Here is a 16,788-nt window from a genome sequence, read left to right as displayed (position 1 = left end):
GTACGGCGCGCCATCGGCCATCCTCACGGTCGTATCCTTGGCACTGTTGTCGTCGATCTAGTACGACGATAGTGGGACAGATTCGCGTAAGGGCCATCGGCCGCGGCGTAAGGCGGCCTGGGTCGTAGGCCGGGCTATCTCCATGTCCACCACAGCCGGCCGCATAGGGCGGATAACCGCAGACCCGAGGCCACATCCGAGTTTTCGCACCCCACACGCTGCAGAAGGCCCGCTCACTCGACCTCCTCCTGTCCGACCGCGCCGACCCGCCGGGTGCCTGATCCATCGCCCTGCCACGAAGCAGCGCGATGTGCCGCATCGCGAAATCGTTTGGGTGAGGAGCCGACCACGCGGCGAAATGCGGTGCTGAACGCGCTCTCGGATTCATAGCCGGTCGCGAATGCGAGTTCGGAGATCGATCGAGTGCCGCGACGCAGGGCATCGCGGGCGAGGCTCATTCGCCACTCGATCAAGTACTCCAGTGGTGCGGTTCCGACCTGCTTCTTGAAGGATGCGGCGAACGCCGAGCGGGACATGCAGCTGATACCGGCGAGCTCTTTGAGTGTCCAACGGTGCGCCACGTCTGCGTGCATGGCGCGAAGTGCGGCACCGATGCCGTCGTCGCTGAGCGCTCCCAGCCAGCCGGTGGGCCGACCGGCTTGGTCGGCGTGGGCGCGCAGCATATGGACGAACAGGATCTGTGCGAGATGGTCCAGGACCAGAGTGCCCCCGACGGCGGTGGTCTCGACCTCGGTGACCAGCAGTTCGCTCAGGTGCGCGAGCAGCTTGCCTCGCGGATCTGTGGCATGGACGTGCACGAGCGGCGGTAGAACATCGATCAGGATCGAGGCATTCGTGTCGTCGAACGAGAAGTGCCCACTGCACAGGAATGTGTCTTCCTCGGCCTCGGGTCCGATACGCACGGCGCCGTTCGTAGCGCTGTCCCACAGCGACTTCGCGGCGCGCGGTGTCGCGGTGAGCTCGCTGGCCAGCACGTAGGGCGGAGGGTTGCCCAGGAGGAAGAAGTCGCCCCCTCTGAGGAGCACAGGTTCGTGCCCTTCGAGGGCCAGCCAGCATTCGCCCCGCACGACGACGCCGAGTTTCACGTGCGGGAACGGATCGAAACGCACCGCCCACGACCCCGCAGCGTGGAGGCCGGCTTCGACCACGATGTGGGGCCGCAGAAGACCGATGGCGTCAGCGATCGGATCGTTGGAGCCGAGCGCTGATCCCTTCCTGGACGATGCGTAAAGTATCGGGGACTTCACATGATGGATCGTACCGCCCTGGTGCTGCAGCATTGAGTTCATGAACATCACGAAGCAAACGGCGCTCGTCACCGGCGCGAACAAGGGCATTGGATTTGAGACCGCACGTCAACTCGCGCAGCAGGGCTTCACCGTCTGGCTGGGATGCCGCCACCAGGGGCGTGGCGAAGCCGCGGCAAAGGAACTTGCCAATGACGGAGACGTTCGCTTCGTCAGCCTCGACGTGACCGACGCAGAAAGCGTCAGGGCTGCTGCGGTGCACGTCGGCAACGAGACCGACGCACTGGACGTGCTGGTCAACAACGCGGGGGTTGCGATCGGGGAAGGCGAAGGCCTTCCCAGTACCGTGCGGCTGGAAACGATCCAGCACACGTTCGACGTGAACTTCTACGGGGCGCTGCGGGTCACGCAGGCGTTCTTGCCGCTCGTGCAGAAGGCGCAGGCCGGGCGCATCGTGAACGTGAGCAGCACGGTGGGGTCGATCACCACGCTCGTATCTCCAGGCAACCCTCTGGGAGCGTTCCCGTCCTTCGCCTACCCCACGTCGAAGACCCTCCTCAACGGGCTCACCGGATGGCTCGCCATCGAACTCAACGACACGCCAATAAAGATCAACTCAGTGTGCCCCGGGTACAACGCCACCGATCTGAACAACAACCTCGGAACGCTGCATCCATCACAGGGCGCGAAGGTCGTCGTGCGCGCCGCCACGCTCCCGGCGGACGGTCCCAGCGGCAGCTTCTTCGACGTGAACGGCCCCGTGGGCTGGTGACCTTCAGGACTTCAGCCCGTCGATGAGAATCTCGTTCAGGCACCTGTGCCGAGCACCTACACGCCGGCTCGTGGCACCACGAGAGCACCGGCCGGGTTGATGCGAACCCGAGCAATGCGAACCACTCTCCAGGGCACCCTGAGGTTTTCCCACTGAAGATCACTTCCAGTGGCAGTTGAGAGCGAGGGCTTTGAGACCGCCGTGGAGTTTCCGGGCGGATGGGTCGAGAATCCCGTTGAGATCCCCATGGACCAGCTGGGCAAGGCGGCCGAAGCGCGCCTCGGCGATGCCCGGTTCGTCCTCGACGAGCTGGGAAGGCGCGGATGGAATCTCGACAAGGTCGGCATGTTCGGCCACTCCCTTGGCGGCTTCACCGCCGCTGAGGCCATGCTGGACGATCAGCCGATCGACGCGGGTCTGAACATGGACGGCCATCTCTTCACCGACCTCGGGGAAATCGCGAAACGCGGCCTTGATCGCCCGGTCTTCCTGTACGGCGGGCAGGAGGTCAAGCCGGGCAAGACCGTGGAGCACGCTGGCTCCAAGATGTACGCAACCGCTTCCAGAAGATGCACGCTACTGTTCCCAGCATTTGACACCTCCACCGAGGACGGCCGCGGCGCTGGCAACGGTTCCCGGATGGCCGGCCCGATATCCTGCGCGAAGTATGGACTGGAGGTGCCGGTTGGCGGCGGAGTCCCAACAGTAATGATCATCGGAGTCACCAGGGAGCCCGCAGCATGACCGGCACCACGGAGGCCCTTGGCGGGTCGGCTGCAGTCGACAATGCAGCACGAAGTGTCACGCGCCCGTTCTACGTATACGCCGTGCTCGCCAACACGCTGTTCCAGCGCGGCGTATTCGTCCTCTTCCTTCAGCAGCGAGGCTTCTCCGCCGAGCAAGTGGCCCTGCTGCAGACACTGCTCTACCTGGTCAGCGGACTTGCGGAGTTGCCGACGGGGGTCATCGCCGACCGAATCGGCAGGCGTGCCAGCATCGTGATCGGCCAGCTGCTGATAGCTGGATGTCTGCTCGGCCAGGTGGCGTTCTCCAACTACTGGGTGTTCCTGGCGCTGTGCATCGGGCAGGGCGTGGGCATGGCATGTGTGTCCGGTTCGGACACCGCCCTGCTGTACGACCTGCTCGTGCGTCGTGGTGCGACGGCCAGCTACGTCAAGATCAAGTCCCGGTTCACCATGCTCGGGACGGTCACCTCGGGGGCCGCCATCGTCCTCGGCGGCCAACTGCAGCAGATCTCCTGGGGAGTCGTCTACGTCGGTTCGGCGGCGTGCCTCGCCCTGGCCGTGGTGGTGCTGATGTCACGGGTGCCCGAGATCCGCGGCGCGGACGCGGTGGACGAGCAGGACGGAGCCGAGGAGCACGGCGACGCCACAGCATGGCGGGCGATGCTTCGGGTCGCCACGCCGGCGCTCGTGACGCTTGTCGTGGTGTCCGGATTGATGCATGCGACTTTGACGCCGTACATCATCTTTGCGCAGAAGACCCTCTCCGATCAGGGAGCGGGCATCGCATTGGTCAGCGTGGTCATATCGGCGGGATTCTTCGCCGGCGGGCTCACTCCGCTGCTGTCGGACCGCGCGGACCGGCGCATCGGGTATCGGGTCATAGTCCCGGTGTCCCTCCTGACGCTCGCCGCGGCACTCGGCCTGAGCGGCCTCGGCCTTGTCTGGGTCACCATCGCCGCGTTCCTGGCCCTGGTCGGGATTCCCGAGATCACCGCCGTGATCGTGGACAACGTGTTCAACGAGGCCGTGCCGTCGCGCCACCGGGCGAGCCTGCTGTCGATGATCGCATTCGTGGAGTCGGCGCTCATCGGCATCGGCTATCTCGTCCTCGGCACGCTCATGGACGGGCTGGGCTCCAGTATGGGCATGGCCACCTACGCCGCGGTCCCCCTGCTGGCATGTCTCCTGTGGCTCCCGGTGCTCTTCCGAAGGGCACGGGTGACCACCGAGATCGAGAAGCCCGCCGACCGAAAGGCATCCTGAAACAGACCATCTCGAGGACTCCGCCGTAGCTCACCTGTCGTCGGGGAAGTTCACCGCGAACGCGGCCTGGCTGACCCTGGCCGCCACCTCCTACAACCTCACCCGCCCAGCCGGGCATCTCGCCGTTGCCACCTCCTGCGCAGCCGCGCGGCGCGGTGGCTGGGCGTCGGCCTGGGATCGCCGCGCCGAGCAGTGACAGCTGGTGCGGCGACCGGAAAGATTCACCGCATTGCTCGCCAGTCGACGTAGTCAACTGAGCGCAGAGCGATGGCAAGTAAGCCCAGACAGCCGCGAACCTTGAGGTTGCCGCGAACATCTAAGTGCACATGATGAAGACCTTTGCCCTGGGCCTGGTGGCCGCGGCAGCCACGGGAGCGCTGCTGAGCCACCCCGCCGAGGCGTCCGTCAAGCAGTACACCCACCCCTGCCAGGGCGTCAGCCACTGCACCGACGAGAAGACCGACGGTGAGGAGTGGATGGTCATGACGCCGGAGAAGAACTGGAAGAAGGTCATCTACCGCTTCCACCACCTCACCAAGCAGGCGCGCTCGGTCTGCGGCAGCGGCAGCGGCAGCCACGCCGGCAAGAAGCTGCACATCGCGATGATCCTCACGGCCCCCGGCAGCTCCAAGAGCAAGACCGTCGAGATCGAGGCCTCGGGACGCACGCCCCAAAAAGACTGCTTCTAGCCTCTATGAACGCCAGATTATCTATCGCCCGGGGCGAAAGCCCGACGCTGGTGCTGTGTCGGAAGCCTTCGCCGGGGGCGGCCTGCCCTTGCGTTGGCACCTTCGGGCTGAGCCCGGAACCTCAGCGATGCGATCAGAACTTTCGTCTGGGACGGCTTCCCGGTTGTGTGCTGCGGGGATTTCCCGTGAATGGCCGCTTTCCTCTCAACGATGAGTTGTCCTCCAAGTAATGCACGCAGCCGGACATCCACTATGCAGGGATGACCGGCTGCCCCATTCCCCAGGACAAGAAGGGAGCCTTCTCGGGCTCGCCCCCGAGCAAGTCGCCTCTCCTCCGGCGCGGCGGCCCTATGACCTGAGGCATGCGGCGGCGTCGCTGTGGCTCAACGCCGGCGTGTACGCCTCGAGGTCGCCGAGCGGGACGGGCACAGCGTGGGACGTGCTCCTGAAGATCTACGCCAAGTGCATCGACGGCGAGCGCGAGGCGGCCAACCAACGCATTGAGCAAGCGTTGGGGGAATCATGATCCCCCAACGCTCGCTGCGGAATCCGTACGGAACGATCAGGCCACTGAACGGCCTGCCTCCTACGCTGAAGCAGGTCAGAGAGCCCCTGGGCCGCCGGTCACGAATACCACTCGTAGTGGACGTTGGTCTTGGTCTCGGTGTTGAAGTCGATCTCGCCGTCGAGGTAGCGGTTCCACATGGTGGACAGTTTCGACGACCGTACGGTGCACCCGGCCCAGCGGACCCCCTTGGGACGGATGCTGCCGACGTAGTCGTAGCAGGACCCGACCTTCTTGCCGTTGACCCACAGCCGGGCGTTCAGGCTGACGTCGTACAGCTTCAGGCGGGTGACGCTCTTGATCCGCACCTTGATGCGGCAGGTGTCCTCGCACTTACCGAAGTAGATCTTGTAGTCGAGCAGGTGTGGACGAGCGGCGCTCTGCCCCAACTCGGATGCCGAGGCTGCCGTCGGCGTCACCGCGATGACCCCGGTCGTGACGGTGGCGGCTAAGAGCATGCCGACAAGACTCCTGGTCATGTTTCCCCCATGGCCATGAAGAGCCGCTTCCCCCGTTGAAAGCGGTGCACTCCCTTCCGATTAACCATCAGGAAAGTGGAACGGTCAACATTTGTCCGCATTTGTACGGAGATTGTGATCTCCGCGGAAAACAAGTGCTTCTTGATCGCGAGTGTGGGACATCCCGACTGTCGCGCTGGCAGCTTTTTGCCCGGTCTGTTGGTGCTGTTGGGGGACTCGGTGAATCAGCCGTTGGTGGAGGACGAGGGCCGTACGAGCCGGAGATCTCCGGGTCGGCCGGAACGCTGCTCGAACTCGTCACCGCCAGTCTGTCCAAAGATCCCGCCTAGCGGCCGAGCGCCGACGACCTGGTCGCCCGGCTGACCTCGCCGACCGCGTTGCCGTCGCCGACCGCGCCGCCCTCGTCCGCGCGCCCTCCGGTGTCCGCGCCCTCCGGAGTCCGGGCTCCGCCGTACGACGATCCTGGCGTCGGCCGGTGTCCCGGCGGCGGCGCTGCTCGTCTCACCGCGGCGCTCGCGGGTTTCTTGGTGCGGGTCGGCTTGGGGGCGGGCGCCGAGGTCTTCGGCGGGGCGTCCGCCTGGGTCCGGGGGTGGCGTCGTTCGCCGTTCCGCCTTCTCGGTCTGCGCCGACGTCGTGGGCCGCGCGTTCGTACGGCCGATCTTGACGAGGTCGTTCTCGTTCGGCTCCAGGCGGCGGCCTCGCGCAGTCGGCCGAGAACATGCGCCGACTTGCGAGAACCCGTTGATCAGCGCGCACACCAGCCCCAGCCCGGTCACGGCCGCGTCGGGCCCCGCATGGGCAGGGCGGCGAAAAAGGCGAGCCGGGCGATCTGCTCGGCCGCGTGGTCGTTGAGTCAGCACGCCCGGTCGGCTCGCGGTGCGCGGGCCAGGCGTCGGCCGTGAAGTGCGTGGCCGACTGCTCGACGATGTCCGGGTCGGTGGCCCCGACGTGCTCTTCGAGCGCGATCTTGTCGACCGCTGGCGTCCTCGATCGAGAGAAGCGGGACGGGCGCACGGTCCTTACCCCGTGAGAGCCGTCACGGCGGGGACGCGCGCGCCGGCCCTGTGCTCCTGGACCCCCAGCAGGAGGACCAGGCCGAGCAGCGGCCCCGCGGCGAGCGTGGCGAAGGCCCAGAAGAACGAGTGGGTCGCCTGGAACACCGCCCCGAGCACCACCGGCACGATCGTGCTGCCGAGCTGCCAGAACGCGTTCGTCGCGCCTGCCGCCGACCCGGCGAGCCGGACCCCGGCGAGCTCCGGGATCAGCGCGATCATCAGCGGGCTGTACACGTACGCCGCGATCCCCAGGAACGGCGCCACCCACAGGAACCCGCTCAGGCTGTCACGAGTGCCGAACACCAGCAGCGTCACGACGAAGGCGGCGAGCACGGCGACGGCCGGGAGCTTGCGCCGGCCGCCGAACAGGTCGGACACCATGCCCATGCACGGCTTCGCCGCGATGGCGGTGGCGCCGAAGATCGCGACCACGGTGCCGGCCTGCACGGGGGTCAGGTGACCGCCCTTGATCATCAGCGCGTTGGACCAGGTGATGAAGCCGTAGGTGCCCCACAGCGCGCCGAACCCGGCCAGGCCGAGCAGCCACAGGTCCCGGTCACGGGCCAGCGGGCGCAGGTCCGGCACCGCGCGGGCGGCGGACGTGGCCTTGCCGTCGCGTAGCAGAAGCAGGCACAGCACCGCGACGACCATCGAGGCGGCGCCGAACACGTGGTAGGACGTACGCCACCCGGAGGCGGCGATGAGGCTCGGGACGACCGCGTTCGCGATCACCGTGCCCAGCGAGGTGGCGGTCATGAACACGCCCATGGCGAACCCGCGGTCCTTGGACGGGAACCACTGGGAGATGAGCTTGACCCCGGCCGAGTAGTCGCACCCGGCGAACACCCCGACCCCGGCCTGGAATGCGATGCCCATCGCCACGGAGTCCGTCCCGCCGAAAAGGATCATGAACCCGCCAGCGAGGAAGAGCGAGCAGCCGACGACCACCCGGGAGCCCAGCCAGTCGGTCAGCACGCCGCCCGCGGCATTGGAGACGACGTAGCCGACGTAGTAGCCGGTGGCGAAGACGCCGAGCCCGGCCAGCGACACGCCGAGGTGCTCGCCCACCGCCACCGAGGCGGGACCCCAGGTGGACCGGTCCACGGCGGTCATCGTGAAGGCGGCCCACGCCAGCGCCAGCACGACCCAGCGATACGGGCGGCGGACGACGGCCGGCTCCGCGGTGAGGTTCATGATGAATAAGGAATCACATGGAGCCGATGCGATTCATCGAAATCAAGTGTCCGGCAAATTTGTGGGTTCGCATTGGCAAAGATGGTGCGTGACGCCTTTTGCCGGGAAATGAGAATACGCGACTCCGGCGGCTCCGGACGGCTGTACCGAGAAACGGGCCAGGAATACTCTGGGGTGTGGAGGCTTGGCGCCGTTCGGTGTCTCACGGGAGTGGCAGGGCCCTCAATGACATTTTTGTTGGATAAATCCACCTTCATTGGGCGAAGGTGGGAACTGTCGGCGGCGCGCAAGGCGCTGTCGAGGACGCGGCTGCTCACCCTGACCGGCCCCGGCGGGGTCGGCAAGACCCGGCTGGCGCTCAGGCTCGCGGACAACCTGCGGAACAAGTACCGGGACGGCGTCGAGGTGATCGAGCTCGCCACCCTGGAGACCGGCGAACTGCTGGAGCCGGCGGTGGCCGAGGCCCTGGGGCTGCGCGGAGTTCACCCGGATCCCATGGGGCTGCTGGTGGAGCACCTGTCCAACAGGCGGATGCTGCTGGTCCTGGACAACTGCGAGCACCTGGACATGCTCTGCGCGCACTTCGTGGAACGGCTGCTGCACGCCACACCCCGCCTGCGGGTCCTGGTGACCAGCAGGCACTCGCTGGGCGTGCACGGCGAGCAGGTGCTCCCGGTCTCGCCGCTGTCCGTACCCGAGCCCGTCCAGGTACTCCACGGGGGCCCGGCGCCCCACGAGGAGGCACCGGCCGGCCCGCAGACGCCCAGCCGCACCGTACGGGAGGCCGCCAGACACGACTCGGTGCGCCTGTTCGTGGAGCGCGCGGCGCACGTCGTGCCGGGCTTCTCCCTGAACGCGGGCAACCTCGCCTGCGTGGTGCGGCTGGTGCGGCGGCTGGAGGGGATCCCGCTGGCGATCGAGCTGGCCGCGGCCCGGCTGCGCACCCTGTCGCTGGAGGAGCTCGCGTACGAGCTGGACCAGCGCTTCGACGTGCTGGCCACCGGCGGCCCCATGGCCCTGCCGCGGCACCAGACGCTGCGGGCGACCATCCAATGGAGCTTCCAGCTGTGTTCGCCCGAGGAGCGGCGGCTGTGGGCCCGGCTGTCGATGTTCGCCGGAGGGGTCGATCTGGACACCGCGGAGACGGTGTGCGCGGGCGAGGGCATCGATCCGGCCGACGTGCTCGACCTCCTGGCCGGGCTGGTGGACAAGTCGGTCCTGTACCGGGGCGGGCTCGGCTTCCGCATGCTGGAGAGCCTGCGCGCGTACGGCTGCGAGCAGCTGACGGCCGCCGAGCGGCAATGGCTGCGCAGGCGCTTCGTCGGCCACTACCGCGAGCTGACGGAGACGCACCGGACCGACCAGTTGGTGTCCGACCAGCTGGATCGGTACCTGGCCCTGCGCCAGGAGCTGCCCAACATCCGCGTCGCGCTCCAGGCGTGCCTGAACGAGCCGGCGCTGGCGCCTTTGGGCCTGGGCACCGCGTCGGCGATGTGGTGCTTCTGGGTGCTCGCCGGCGCGCTCACGGAGGGCCGCTACTGGATCGAGCGCGGTCTGGAGCTGGTGCCGGAGCCCGGCCGGGCCAGGGCGACGGCGCTGTGGGCAGACAGCATGCTCGCCCTGCGCCAGGGGGATCTCGACGCGGCGATGCCGCTGCTGGAGGACTGCCGAGCCCTCGCCGGCAGATCGGGGAACGAAGACCTCGTGCCGTACGCCGTCCGGACCGCGGGCGTGGCCGCCTGCACCGCCGGCGACACCCGGCGCGGCCTCGCGCTGCTGCGCGAGTCGCTCGCCCTCCACCGGTCCCTGAACGACATGGACGGGCTCATGTTCAACCTCTATTTCGCCGCCGCGTACGGATCGACCGAGGATCCCGGTCTGGCCGCGGAGTTCGGCGAGGAGCTGCTGGCCCTGAGCGAGTCCCACCATGCGCTGGTGTCACGCGCGTACGCCCAGTTCGCGCTCGGCGTCGCGCGGTGGAACCTGGGCGACTACGAGCAGGCCGAAGCGCTCCTGACGTCGGCCGCGCAGTTCACCGGAGAGATCGACGACCGGTGGTGCCTCACCCAGTGCCTGGAAGTGCTGGCCTGGATCGCCGGCGCCCGGGAGGAGCACGAGAGAGCCGCCGAACTCCTCGGCGCCGCGCACGCGTTGTGGCAGGCGGCGGGCGCCTCACCCGAACGGCTCTGCTACCACGCAGCCTGGCACGAACGCTGCACGCGGCAGGCCCGCCACGCCCTCGGGAAACCGGCGTTCACGTCCGCCTTCCGCCACGGGACGAAGCTCGGCGTCGACCGCGCCGTCACCTACGCGATCCGGCCTCCCGAGGCCCAACCGGAGTTGCGGCACCTGTCCTGAGCGTTCATCGGGATCTCGAACCAGAAGGCATGGCCCGCGGCGCCCCAGCAGCAGGCCAGCCGCCGGAACACCCGCAGATCATGCGGCATCGGCGCGTCGTCCGCGGCCTCCGCCTCGACCTCGCAGCGCAGCATGCCGTCGGTGGCCCAGACGGTCAGCCGGTACGGCCCGGGCGCGTGCTCCTCGACGTCGGCGACCAGCTGTTCCACCAGCAGCTCGGCGGCCTCTGCCAGCCCGTCGAGCCCCCATGAGGCCAGCCGGGCGTGGATGAGAGGCCGCGCCCGCGTGTCCGGTGACAGCGACCAGGTGGCGACCCGCTCACCCGGAACCTCGCTCTCGTCGGCGCCCAGGACCCTGGACTTGATCCAGTCCCAGGCCCGGCTCAGGACGCTCAGGTCGAGATGGTGTCCGGCGCCGTGGTTCATGAAGGCGTGGTCGTTCATGCGGGACTCCCACATGCGAGTCGATGGGCGGCGTATGCGGATGGGCACCGTGGCCGGTGCTTGCACATGGTTGATGTTTTCCTCGTTCCTCGATGGTGTTGTCGATGGATCCAGCGTGCGTACGGCGACGCCGCGAGCGGCACGGGAGGGATACCCGGATGACTACCTAGCCGTCGAACGTAAGTACGTAGTCCCGGGCGTCTACGTTCTGTCAACGGCCCGCATATCGCCCATCAGTAACGTTTCCCCCCGCGAATTCACTGATCGAAGCAATGGGGGATTGCCTTGTCTGATTCCGCGCCCAGAGAATCCGGGCCGGCGCCGTTCACCGCGATTCGCGGCGACGAGCGGCACCACATTTACGCGGACCTCGCCGCCAGGGGGCCCGTCCACCCGATCACGACGCCGGCCGGCACGCAGGCGTGGCTGGTGACCGGCTACGCCGAGACCAGGGCGCTGCTGTCCGACCCGCGGCTGGTCAAGGGCGGCTGGACGTCGGGCGCGTACGCGCACCAACTGCCCGAGGACGTCGCGCGCGGCATCCACACGACCATGCTCAACAGCGACCCGCCGGACCACCCGCGGCTGCGCAGGTTGGTGACCTCGACGTTCACCCGCCGCAGGGTCGAGAAGCTCGTCCCGCGGATCCGGCAGCTCACCGACGACCTGCTCGCCGAGGCCGACGGCCGGGGGACCGTCGATCTCATCTCGGCGCTGGCCTACCCGCTGGCGATCGGCGTGATCTGCGAGCTGATCGGCATCCCCGAGGCGGAGCGGGCCGATTTCCGCGAATGGACCCTGCCGGCCGTTTCCCCCGGCATCTACAGCTACGAGGAGTTCCAGGAGGCGGTCGCCTCGCTGCTCGCCTACAGCCGCGAACTGATCGAAAAGAAGCGCCGCGACCCGCAGGACGACCTGCTGTCCGACCTGATCGCGGCCCGCGACGACGGCGAGGGACTCAGCCAGGACGAGCTGACGTCGATGATCTTCCTGCTGGTGATCGCCGGCCACGAGACGACGGTGAACCTCATCGGGAACGGCATGCGCTCCCTGCTCACCCACCCCGACCAGCTCGCCCTGCTCCGCAAACGCCCCGAGCTCCTCGACCCGGCGATCGAGGAGCTCCTGCGCCATGACGGGCCCGTGCAGACCACCCTGTCGTACCGCACCGTGGAGCCCGTCGAGGCCGGCGGGGTGACGCTCCCGGCGGGCTCGGTCGTGTACTTCGCTCTGGTCGCCGCCAACCGCGACCCGCGGGTCTTCCCCATGGGGGCCGCGCTGGACGTCACCCGGGAGGCCCCTACGCACGTCGCCTTCGGGCACGGCATCCACTACTGCGTCGGCGCGCCGCTCGCCCGGGTCGAGGCCCGCATCGCGTTCCGCACGCTGCTCGACCGCTTCCCCGACCTTCGCCTGGCGATGCCCGCGGAGAGCCTGACCAGGACGCCGTCCCTGCTCATGAACGGCCTGTCCGCCCTCCCCGTCCACCTGCGGCTCCCGGCGGCCGCTTGATCTAGAGCCGGCTCTAGCCCGTAGGCTCCGACGCGCGCCCAGCACCCCATCCACATCGCTAGGAGTCTGATCATGCGTTACCGCGTCCTCGGCGGCACGGGCATCGAGGTGAGCGTCCACTGTCTCGGCGCCATGATGTTCGGCGCGGTCGGCAACCCCGACCACGACGACTGCGCCCGCATCATCCACCACGCCCTCGACCAGGGCATCAACTTCATCGACACGGCCGACATGTACTCGGCCGGCGAGTCCGAGGAGATCGTGGGCAAGGCGCTGCGGGGCCGCCGCGACGACGTCGTGCTCGCCACGAAGGTGCACTTCCCGATGGGGGAGGGGCCGAACCGGCGCGGCAACTCGCGGCGCTGGATCCTCAAGGAGGTCGAGGAGAGCCTCAAGCGGCTCCAGACCGACTGGATCGACCTCTACCAGGTGCACCGGCCCGACCACACGACCGACATCGAGGAGACGCTCGACGTGCTGGGCGACCTCGTCGGGCAGGGCAAGATCCGGGCGTTCGGCTGCTCGACGTTCCCCGCCGAGGACATCGTCGAGGCGCACCACGTGTCCGAGCGCCGCGGCCTGCGGCGCTTCAGGACCGAGCAGCCGCCGTACTCGCTGCTCGCCCGCGGCGTCGAGGCCGACGTGCTGCCCGTGTGCCGGCGGTACGGCATGGGCGTGCTGACCTGGAGCCCGCTCGCGTCCGGCTTCCTGACCGGCCGGTTCAGGAAGGGGCAGCCCATCGACCTGACCACCGGCCGCGCCTCGCTCAGCCCGAACCGCTTCGACCCCTCCATCCCCGAGAACGCCACCAAGCTGGAGGTGGTGGAGGAGCTGATCGAGCTCGCGACGGACCTCGGCTGCTCGCTGCCCGAGCTCGCGGTCGCCTTCCCGGCGGCCCACCCGGCCGTCACCTCGGTCATCATCGGCCCGCGCACCATGGAGCAGCTGGAGGCGACGCTCAAGGGAGCCGCGCTCACCCTCGACGACCGGACCCTCGACCGCATCGACGAGATCATCCCGCCGGGCACCGACCTCTACCGCGCCGACGGCGCCTGGCGCCGCCCGGCGTTGACGGACACCGCCCGCCGGCGCCGCCTGCCCGCCGACCGGTCCGCGGGCTGAACCCACGAGCCCAGGAGCCCACAAGCCCTCAGCTCAGGTCCAGCTCCGAGCCGCCGAACTTGTCCCGCAGGAACCGGCCCTGATCGCGCAGCGCCTGCTCGTCCCCCCGGTGGATGGCCTCGGCCACCTTGCGCAGCTGGGCGTCGAGCAGGCCGAGCTGGGCGAGCAGCTCCTCGTGCGCGCTGCGCTCCCGCCCGCCGCGGCGGGTGAGGGCGTAACCGCGCGGCAGGTTCGCGTACGCCTCCAGGCTGGCGGGCAGGTACAGCCGGATCGTCTGCGACACCACGTGCAGCTGGTCGGGGGAGGCGGTGAGCTGCTCGGCGCGGTCCAGCACGCCCCTCAGGACCTCGGCCAGCGCGTCCACGGCCGCGTGCACGTCGCCGGGGAAGCGGCCGCGGATCCGCCGCAGCAGCTCGTCCAGGTCGGCCCTGAGCGCCCGCGTCTCCACCTCGGCGTGCGAGATCGTCAGCCGGACCCGGTCCGGCGGGGCCAGCAGCGCGCCCACCCCGTACAGCGCCACCACGACCACCGGCCAGAACGCGCCCGCCACGCCCAGGAAGTGGGCCACCAGGCCGAGCAGCGCCAGACAGGAGCCGGCGATGTTCCGGTTCGAGCCCAGGTAGCGCACGACGCGCTCACTGATAGCCACGGATCTCCTTGAACGCGCTGCTCAGCGACGTCTTGCGGGCGTCGAACACGGCGCCGCCGGTCAGCTCGGCGACCTTGCGCATCTCCTCGACGTCGCTCTCGCCGAACAGCACCACGAACGCCGGCGCCCGCCGGTCCTCCGGCAGCGCCCGGTAACGGGCCTCGAAGGCGGCGTAGTCGGAGCCGTCGGTGTTGTCGCCGTCGGTCATGAGCACGACCGAGGTGTAGTGCCCGGGCGTCACCGGGCGGTCGTAGGCGGCGCTCAGGCTGTCGTAGATCGCGGTGCCGCCGCCCGCGGACAGCCCTTCCGCGAACGCCTTGATCTGGGCGAGCACCGGCTGCGGGTCGCGTTCGGGCACGGTGAACGGGACCGGCCGCATCGGCGCGTTGCTGAACGGGATCATCGTGACGGCCTCGCGGTTGCTGAAGCGCGAGAACGCGCCGGAGGCGGAGGTGTCGGCGCCGGTCAGGGCGACCAGCGCCTGCCGCAGCGCGTCGATCCGCTCGCCCGCCATCGAGCCCGAGGTGTCCAGCACGAACCGCGTCTCCGCCGGGACCCGCACCTGGTTGAGGTAGGTGGCGATCAGTTCGTCGGCGGTGCTGCGCCGGTTGGGGAACGGCAGCTCGATCAGCTGCCTGCCGCCGAAGCGCGGGTCCGGGGTCACGCCCGGCGTGATCGGCCGGCGGTGGGTGCCGGTCATGATGTCCTTCTGCACGGCGGGGCTGCGTAACCAGGCGGTGAGCTTGCCGTACAGGGCCTTCTTGGGTTCGGGGGCCGAGGCGAGCAGCGTGAGCGGGTAGTCGGCGGTCACCACGCCGTCGGACGGGTAGACGAGCGTCAGCGGCTCGCGCATCCCCAGCAGGACCGACTCGTAGTTGACCATGCCGTCCACGCGCCGGTCGCGGGCGTAGGCGTCGGCCAGCCACCCCGACGAGCCGGCCGTCAGGCGCTGCGCCGAGAAGAACTCCTTCAGCCGCGGCGTCACCGACGCGACCTGCTCGGCGCTGAGCGCGCCGTCCGCGTCCGACAGCGCCGCGGCCACCCCGACCAGGGCGGAGAAGCCGGAGTTGGAGGAGGCGGGGTTCGTCATGGCGAAGCCGAACCTGCCCTCCTTGGCCGCCCGCGCGATGTCGGCCCAGGTGACCTGCTTGCCGTCCCAGCCGAGCTCGCGGGCCTTGGCGGGCTTCAGCCCCAGCACGACGGGGGAGATCATGATCTTGGACTGGGTGGACAGCCTGGCCTGCGCGCCGTCGATCAGGGACAGGTAGCGGTTGGAGGAGAACCAGACCGCGTCCAGCCGGCCGTCGGCGCGGCCGCTCGCGACCTGCTCGGCGCCGTCGAGCGTGCCGGTGTAGGTGAGCCGCACCTTGACGCCGGCCTCCGCCTCGGCCCGCCGCAGCAGCGGCTCGAGGTCCTTGATCTCGCTGCCGGCCAGCACGCGGAGCACGTCGGGCGCGTCGGCGGGCTCCTCGCCCCCGCCGCAGCCCGCCAGCAGGCCGGCGAGCAGGACGAGAGGCAGGACTCGTCTCATCGCTCGCCCTCCCGGGCCCGCTCCAGGTACGCCTTGGCGTGCCCCAGCTCGGCGGACAGGCTGTCGACGGTGGCCGCCATGTTGTCCACGGCCTTCGACCGGAACGCGTCGATCATGTCCATCGTGGCGTAGACGTTGTCGAACGCCTGCCGCAGCGTGTCCAGGTCCACGGTCGTCGAGGCCGCCTGGTTCTGGATCGCGCCCGCCTGGGTGCGCAGCATCTCGCTGGTGGCCAGGATCAGGTCACCGGTCGTGGCGTTCAGCGCGGTGATCTGGTCGAGCACCAGCTTCTGGTTCGCCAGCGCCTGCGCGACCGTGACCGCCGTGCGCAGCGCCGCGACCGTGGTCGTGGTGGCGCGGTCCACGCCCTTGCTCAGCTCCAGGTTGTTCTTGCGTACGAGGTCGAGCGCCAGGTAGCCCTGGGCCGACACGGCGAGCTGGGTGAGCAGGTCCTGGTGGCGCTGGCGCACGGTGAACAGGGCGTCGGACCGCAGCGCCGTGGCCCGCTCCTCGTCGGCCAGCACGATGCGCTCCTCAAGAGCGGCGTCCATGGCCTGGGCCAGGACCGCGTACTCCTGCAGCCGGGTCATCGTCTCCCACAGGTTCGCCTTCTCGCCCTCGATGGCGGCGTTGTCGCGCAGCAGCTCGTCCTGGCCGGACTTCAGCGCGCGGATGATGTCGTCGATGTGCTTCTGCGCGGACTGGTACTTGGCGAAGTAGTCGCGCAGCCGGTCGCCGAACGGGATGAGGCCCAGGAGCTTGCGCGTCCCGCTGGCCGCCTGCTTCGGATCCAGGTCCACGACGGTACGGCGCAGCGCCACCAGCTCCTTGGCGACCCTGCCCTGGGCGTCGGCGCCCTCTCCCCGGGCCGCGTCCAGGGCGGCGACCGGCCGCTTGAGCATGCGGTTGGCCACCTGGGAGGCCGACTTGATCTCGGTGTCGCCCATCGAGGAGATGTCGTGCACCTTGCGGGAGAACTCGGGGGAGCGGTGGTCGAGCCCGCTCAGCTCGCCGGCGAAGTCGCGGGCCTTGGCGGCCAGCTCGGCGGCGCGCTCGCCGGCGATCGGCAGCATGGTGGCCGCCGTCTCGGCCGGGACCGGGGCGACCGGCTCGGGCGGCGTGAGCACCAGATCGGACACGTG

Annotated in this window: 15 protein-coding genes; 7 read left to right on the top strand and 8 right to left on the bottom strand. The window is 69.1% G+C overall.

Features of this window, described 5'->3' with window-relative positions:
* Positions 1–233: 233 nt before the first annotated feature.
* Positions 234–1,310, bottom strand: coding sequence for an AraC family transcriptional regulator (locus tag ACIHFD_RS09870; protein WP_397366412.1), 1,077 nt, complete (start codon positions 1,308–1,310; stop codon positions 234–236).
* On the opposite strand from ACIHFD_RS09870, the gene ACIHFD_RS09865 reads away from it, so the two are divergent.
* From ACIHFD_RS09865 to ACIHFD_RS09850, 4 genes are all read left to right on the top strand, one after another.
* A complete protein-coding gene (locus ACIHFD_RS09865; protein WP_397366411.1) occupies positions 1,309–2,040 on the top strand; it encodes an SDR family oxidoreductase in 732 nt (243 codons plus the stop codon). The two genes, ACIHFD_RS09870 and ACIHFD_RS09865, sit on opposite strands and share 2 nt — an antisense overlap.
* Positions 2,041–2,208: 168 nt before the next feature.
* Positions 2,209–2,784: a hypothetical protein gene (locus ACIHFD_RS09860; RefSeq protein WP_397366410.1), complete on the top strand. Its 576-nt coding sequence runs from the start codon at positions 2,209–2,211 to the stop codon at positions 2,782–2,784.
* On the top strand, positions 2,781–4,049 hold the full coding sequence (locus tag ACIHFD_RS09855; RefSeq protein WP_397366409.1) for an MFS transporter: 1,269 nt from the start codon (positions 2,781–2,783) through the stop codon (positions 4,047–4,049). Before ACIHFD_RS09860 ends, ACIHFD_RS09855 begins: the two co-directional genes overlap by 4 nt.
* A 326-nt stretch (positions 4,050–4,375) precedes the next feature.
* The gene (locus tag ACIHFD_RS09850; protein WP_355200293.1) at positions 4,376–4,738 is read left to right on the top strand and encodes a hypothetical protein; all 363 of its coding nucleotides are present in this window, start codon (positions 4,376–4,378) and stop codon (positions 4,736–4,738) included.
* Positions 4,739–5,362: 624 nt separating this feature from the next.
* Here the strand turns inward: ACIHFD_RS09850 and ACIHFD_RS09845 are convergent.
* The 3 genes from ACIHFD_RS09845 to ACIHFD_RS09835 all read right to left on the bottom strand — a co-directional run bounded on the left by ACIHFD_RS09845 (position 5,363) and on the right by ACIHFD_RS09835 (position 8,031).
* Positions 5,363–5,782 (bottom strand): hypothetical protein, encoded by a 420-nt coding sequence (locus ACIHFD_RS09845; RefSeq protein ID WP_397366408.1) that lies wholly within the window; start codon positions 5,780–5,782, stop codon positions 5,363–5,365.
* 325 nt (positions 5,783–6,107) lie between these two features.
* Positions 6,108–6,287, bottom strand: a complete 180-nt coding sequence (locus tag ACIHFD_RS09840) for a hypothetical protein (protein ID WP_397366407.1) — start codon at positions 6,285–6,287, stop codon at positions 6,108–6,110.
* Between the two features lie 514 nt (positions 6,288–6,801).
* Positions 6,802–8,031 (bottom strand): MFS transporter, encoded by a 1,230-nt coding sequence (locus tag ACIHFD_RS09835; RefSeq protein WP_397366406.1) that lies wholly within the window; start codon positions 8,029–8,031, stop codon positions 6,802–6,804.
* Positions 8,032–8,256: 225 nt separating this feature from the next.
* Between ACIHFD_RS09835 and ACIHFD_RS09830 the strand changes: the two genes are divergently transcribed.
* Positions 8,257–10,389, top strand: coding sequence for an ATP-binding protein (locus ACIHFD_RS09830; RefSeq protein WP_397366405.1), 2,133 nt, complete (start codon positions 8,257–8,259; stop codon positions 10,387–10,389).
* Here ACIHFD_RS09830 and ACIHFD_RS09825 read toward each other — a convergent pair.
* Positions 10,338–10,832 carry a hypothetical protein gene (locus tag ACIHFD_RS09825; RefSeq protein WP_397366404.1) on the bottom strand — a complete coding sequence of 165 codons (495 nt, stop codon included), beginning with the start codon at positions 10,830–10,832 and terminating at the stop codon, positions 10,338–10,340. The two genes, ACIHFD_RS09830 and ACIHFD_RS09825, sit on opposite strands and share 52 nt — an antisense overlap.
* Before the next feature lie 285 nt (positions 10,833–11,117).
* Here ACIHFD_RS09825 and ACIHFD_RS09820 point away from each other — a divergent pair, with 285 nt between their 5' ends.
* Both ACIHFD_RS09820 and ACIHFD_RS09815 read left to right on the top strand, forming a co-directional pair.
* The gene (locus ACIHFD_RS09820) at positions 11,118–12,344 is read left to right on the top strand and encodes a cytochrome P450 (RefSeq protein WP_397366403.1); all 1,227 of its coding nucleotides are present in this window, start codon (positions 11,118–11,120) and stop codon (positions 12,342–12,344) included.
* A gap of 72 nt (positions 12,345–12,416) precedes the next feature.
* On the top strand, positions 12,417–13,466 hold the full coding sequence (locus tag ACIHFD_RS09815; protein WP_397366402.1) for an aldo/keto reductase: 1,050 nt from the start codon (positions 12,417–12,419) through the stop codon (positions 13,464–13,466).
* Positions 13,467–13,494: 28 nt separating this feature from the next.
* On the opposite strand, the gene ACIHFD_RS09810 is transcribed toward ACIHFD_RS09815, so the two are convergent.
* From ACIHFD_RS09810 to ACIHFD_RS09800, 3 genes are read right to left on the bottom strand one after another with little or no spacing between them, the layout of a single operon-like run.
* Positions 13,495–14,115, bottom strand: a complete 621-nt coding sequence (locus tag ACIHFD_RS09810) for a hypothetical protein (RefSeq protein WP_397366401.1) — start codon at positions 14,113–14,115, stop codon at positions 13,495–13,497.
* A complete protein-coding gene (locus tag ACIHFD_RS09805; RefSeq protein WP_397366400.1) occupies positions 14,102–15,646 on the bottom strand; it encodes a substrate-binding domain-containing protein in 1,545 nt (514 codons plus the stop codon). The genes ACIHFD_RS09810 and ACIHFD_RS09805 overlap by 14 nt, the downstream gene beginning before the upstream one ends.
* Entirely contained in the window at positions 15,643–16,785 is a 1,143-nt protein-coding gene (locus ACIHFD_RS09800) for a toxic anion resistance protein (protein ID WP_397366399.1), read from the bottom strand. Before ACIHFD_RS09800 ends, ACIHFD_RS09805 begins: the two co-directional genes overlap by 4 nt.
* Positions 16,786–16,788: the final 3 nt, after the last annotated feature.

This window comes from Nonomuraea sp. NPDC051941, from assembly GCF_044593615.1.
The sequence above is the reverse complement of the archived record's forward strand: the minus strand, read 5'-3'. Positions and strand labels throughout refer to the sequence as shown.

Coding starts and splice junctions, on each gene's coding strand:
- ACIHFD_RS09865 (WP_397366411.1), top strand. CDS start 1,309: ATGAACATCACGAAGCAAACGGCGCTCGTCACCGGCGCGAACAAGGGC.
- ACIHFD_RS09870 (WP_397366412.1), bottom strand. CDS start 1,310: ATGAACTCAATGCTGCAGCACCAGGGCGGTACGATCCATCATGTGAAG.
- ACIHFD_RS09855 (WP_397366409.1), top strand. CDS start 2,781: ATGACCGGCACCACGGAGGCCCTTGGCGGGTCGGCTGCAGTCGACAAT.
- ACIHFD_RS09850 (WP_355200293.1), top strand. CDS start 4,376: ATGATGAAGACCTTTGCCCTGGGCCTGGTGGCCGCGGCAGCCACGGGA.
- ACIHFD_RS09845 (WP_397366408.1), bottom strand. CDS start 5,782: ATGACCAGGAGTCTTGTCGGCATGCTCTTAGCCGCCACCGTCACGACC.
- ACIHFD_RS09835 (WP_397366406.1), bottom strand. CDS start 8,031: ATGAACCTCACCGCGGAGCCGGCCGTCGTCCGCCGCCCGTATCGCTGG.
- ACIHFD_RS09830 (WP_397366405.1), top strand. CDS start 8,257: ATGACATTTTTGTTGGATAAATCCACCTTCATTGGGCGAAGGTGGGAA.
- ACIHFD_RS09825 (WP_397366404.1), bottom strand. CDS start 10,832: ATGAACGACCACGCCTTCATGAACCACGGCGCCGGACACCATCTCGAC.
- ACIHFD_RS09815 (WP_397366402.1), top strand. CDS start 12,417: ATGCGTTACCGCGTCCTCGGCGGCACGGGCATCGAGGTGAGCGTCCAC.
- ACIHFD_RS09805 (WP_397366400.1), bottom strand. CDS start 15,646: ATGAGACGAGTCCTGCCTCTCGTCCTGCTCGCCGGCCTGCTGGCGGGC.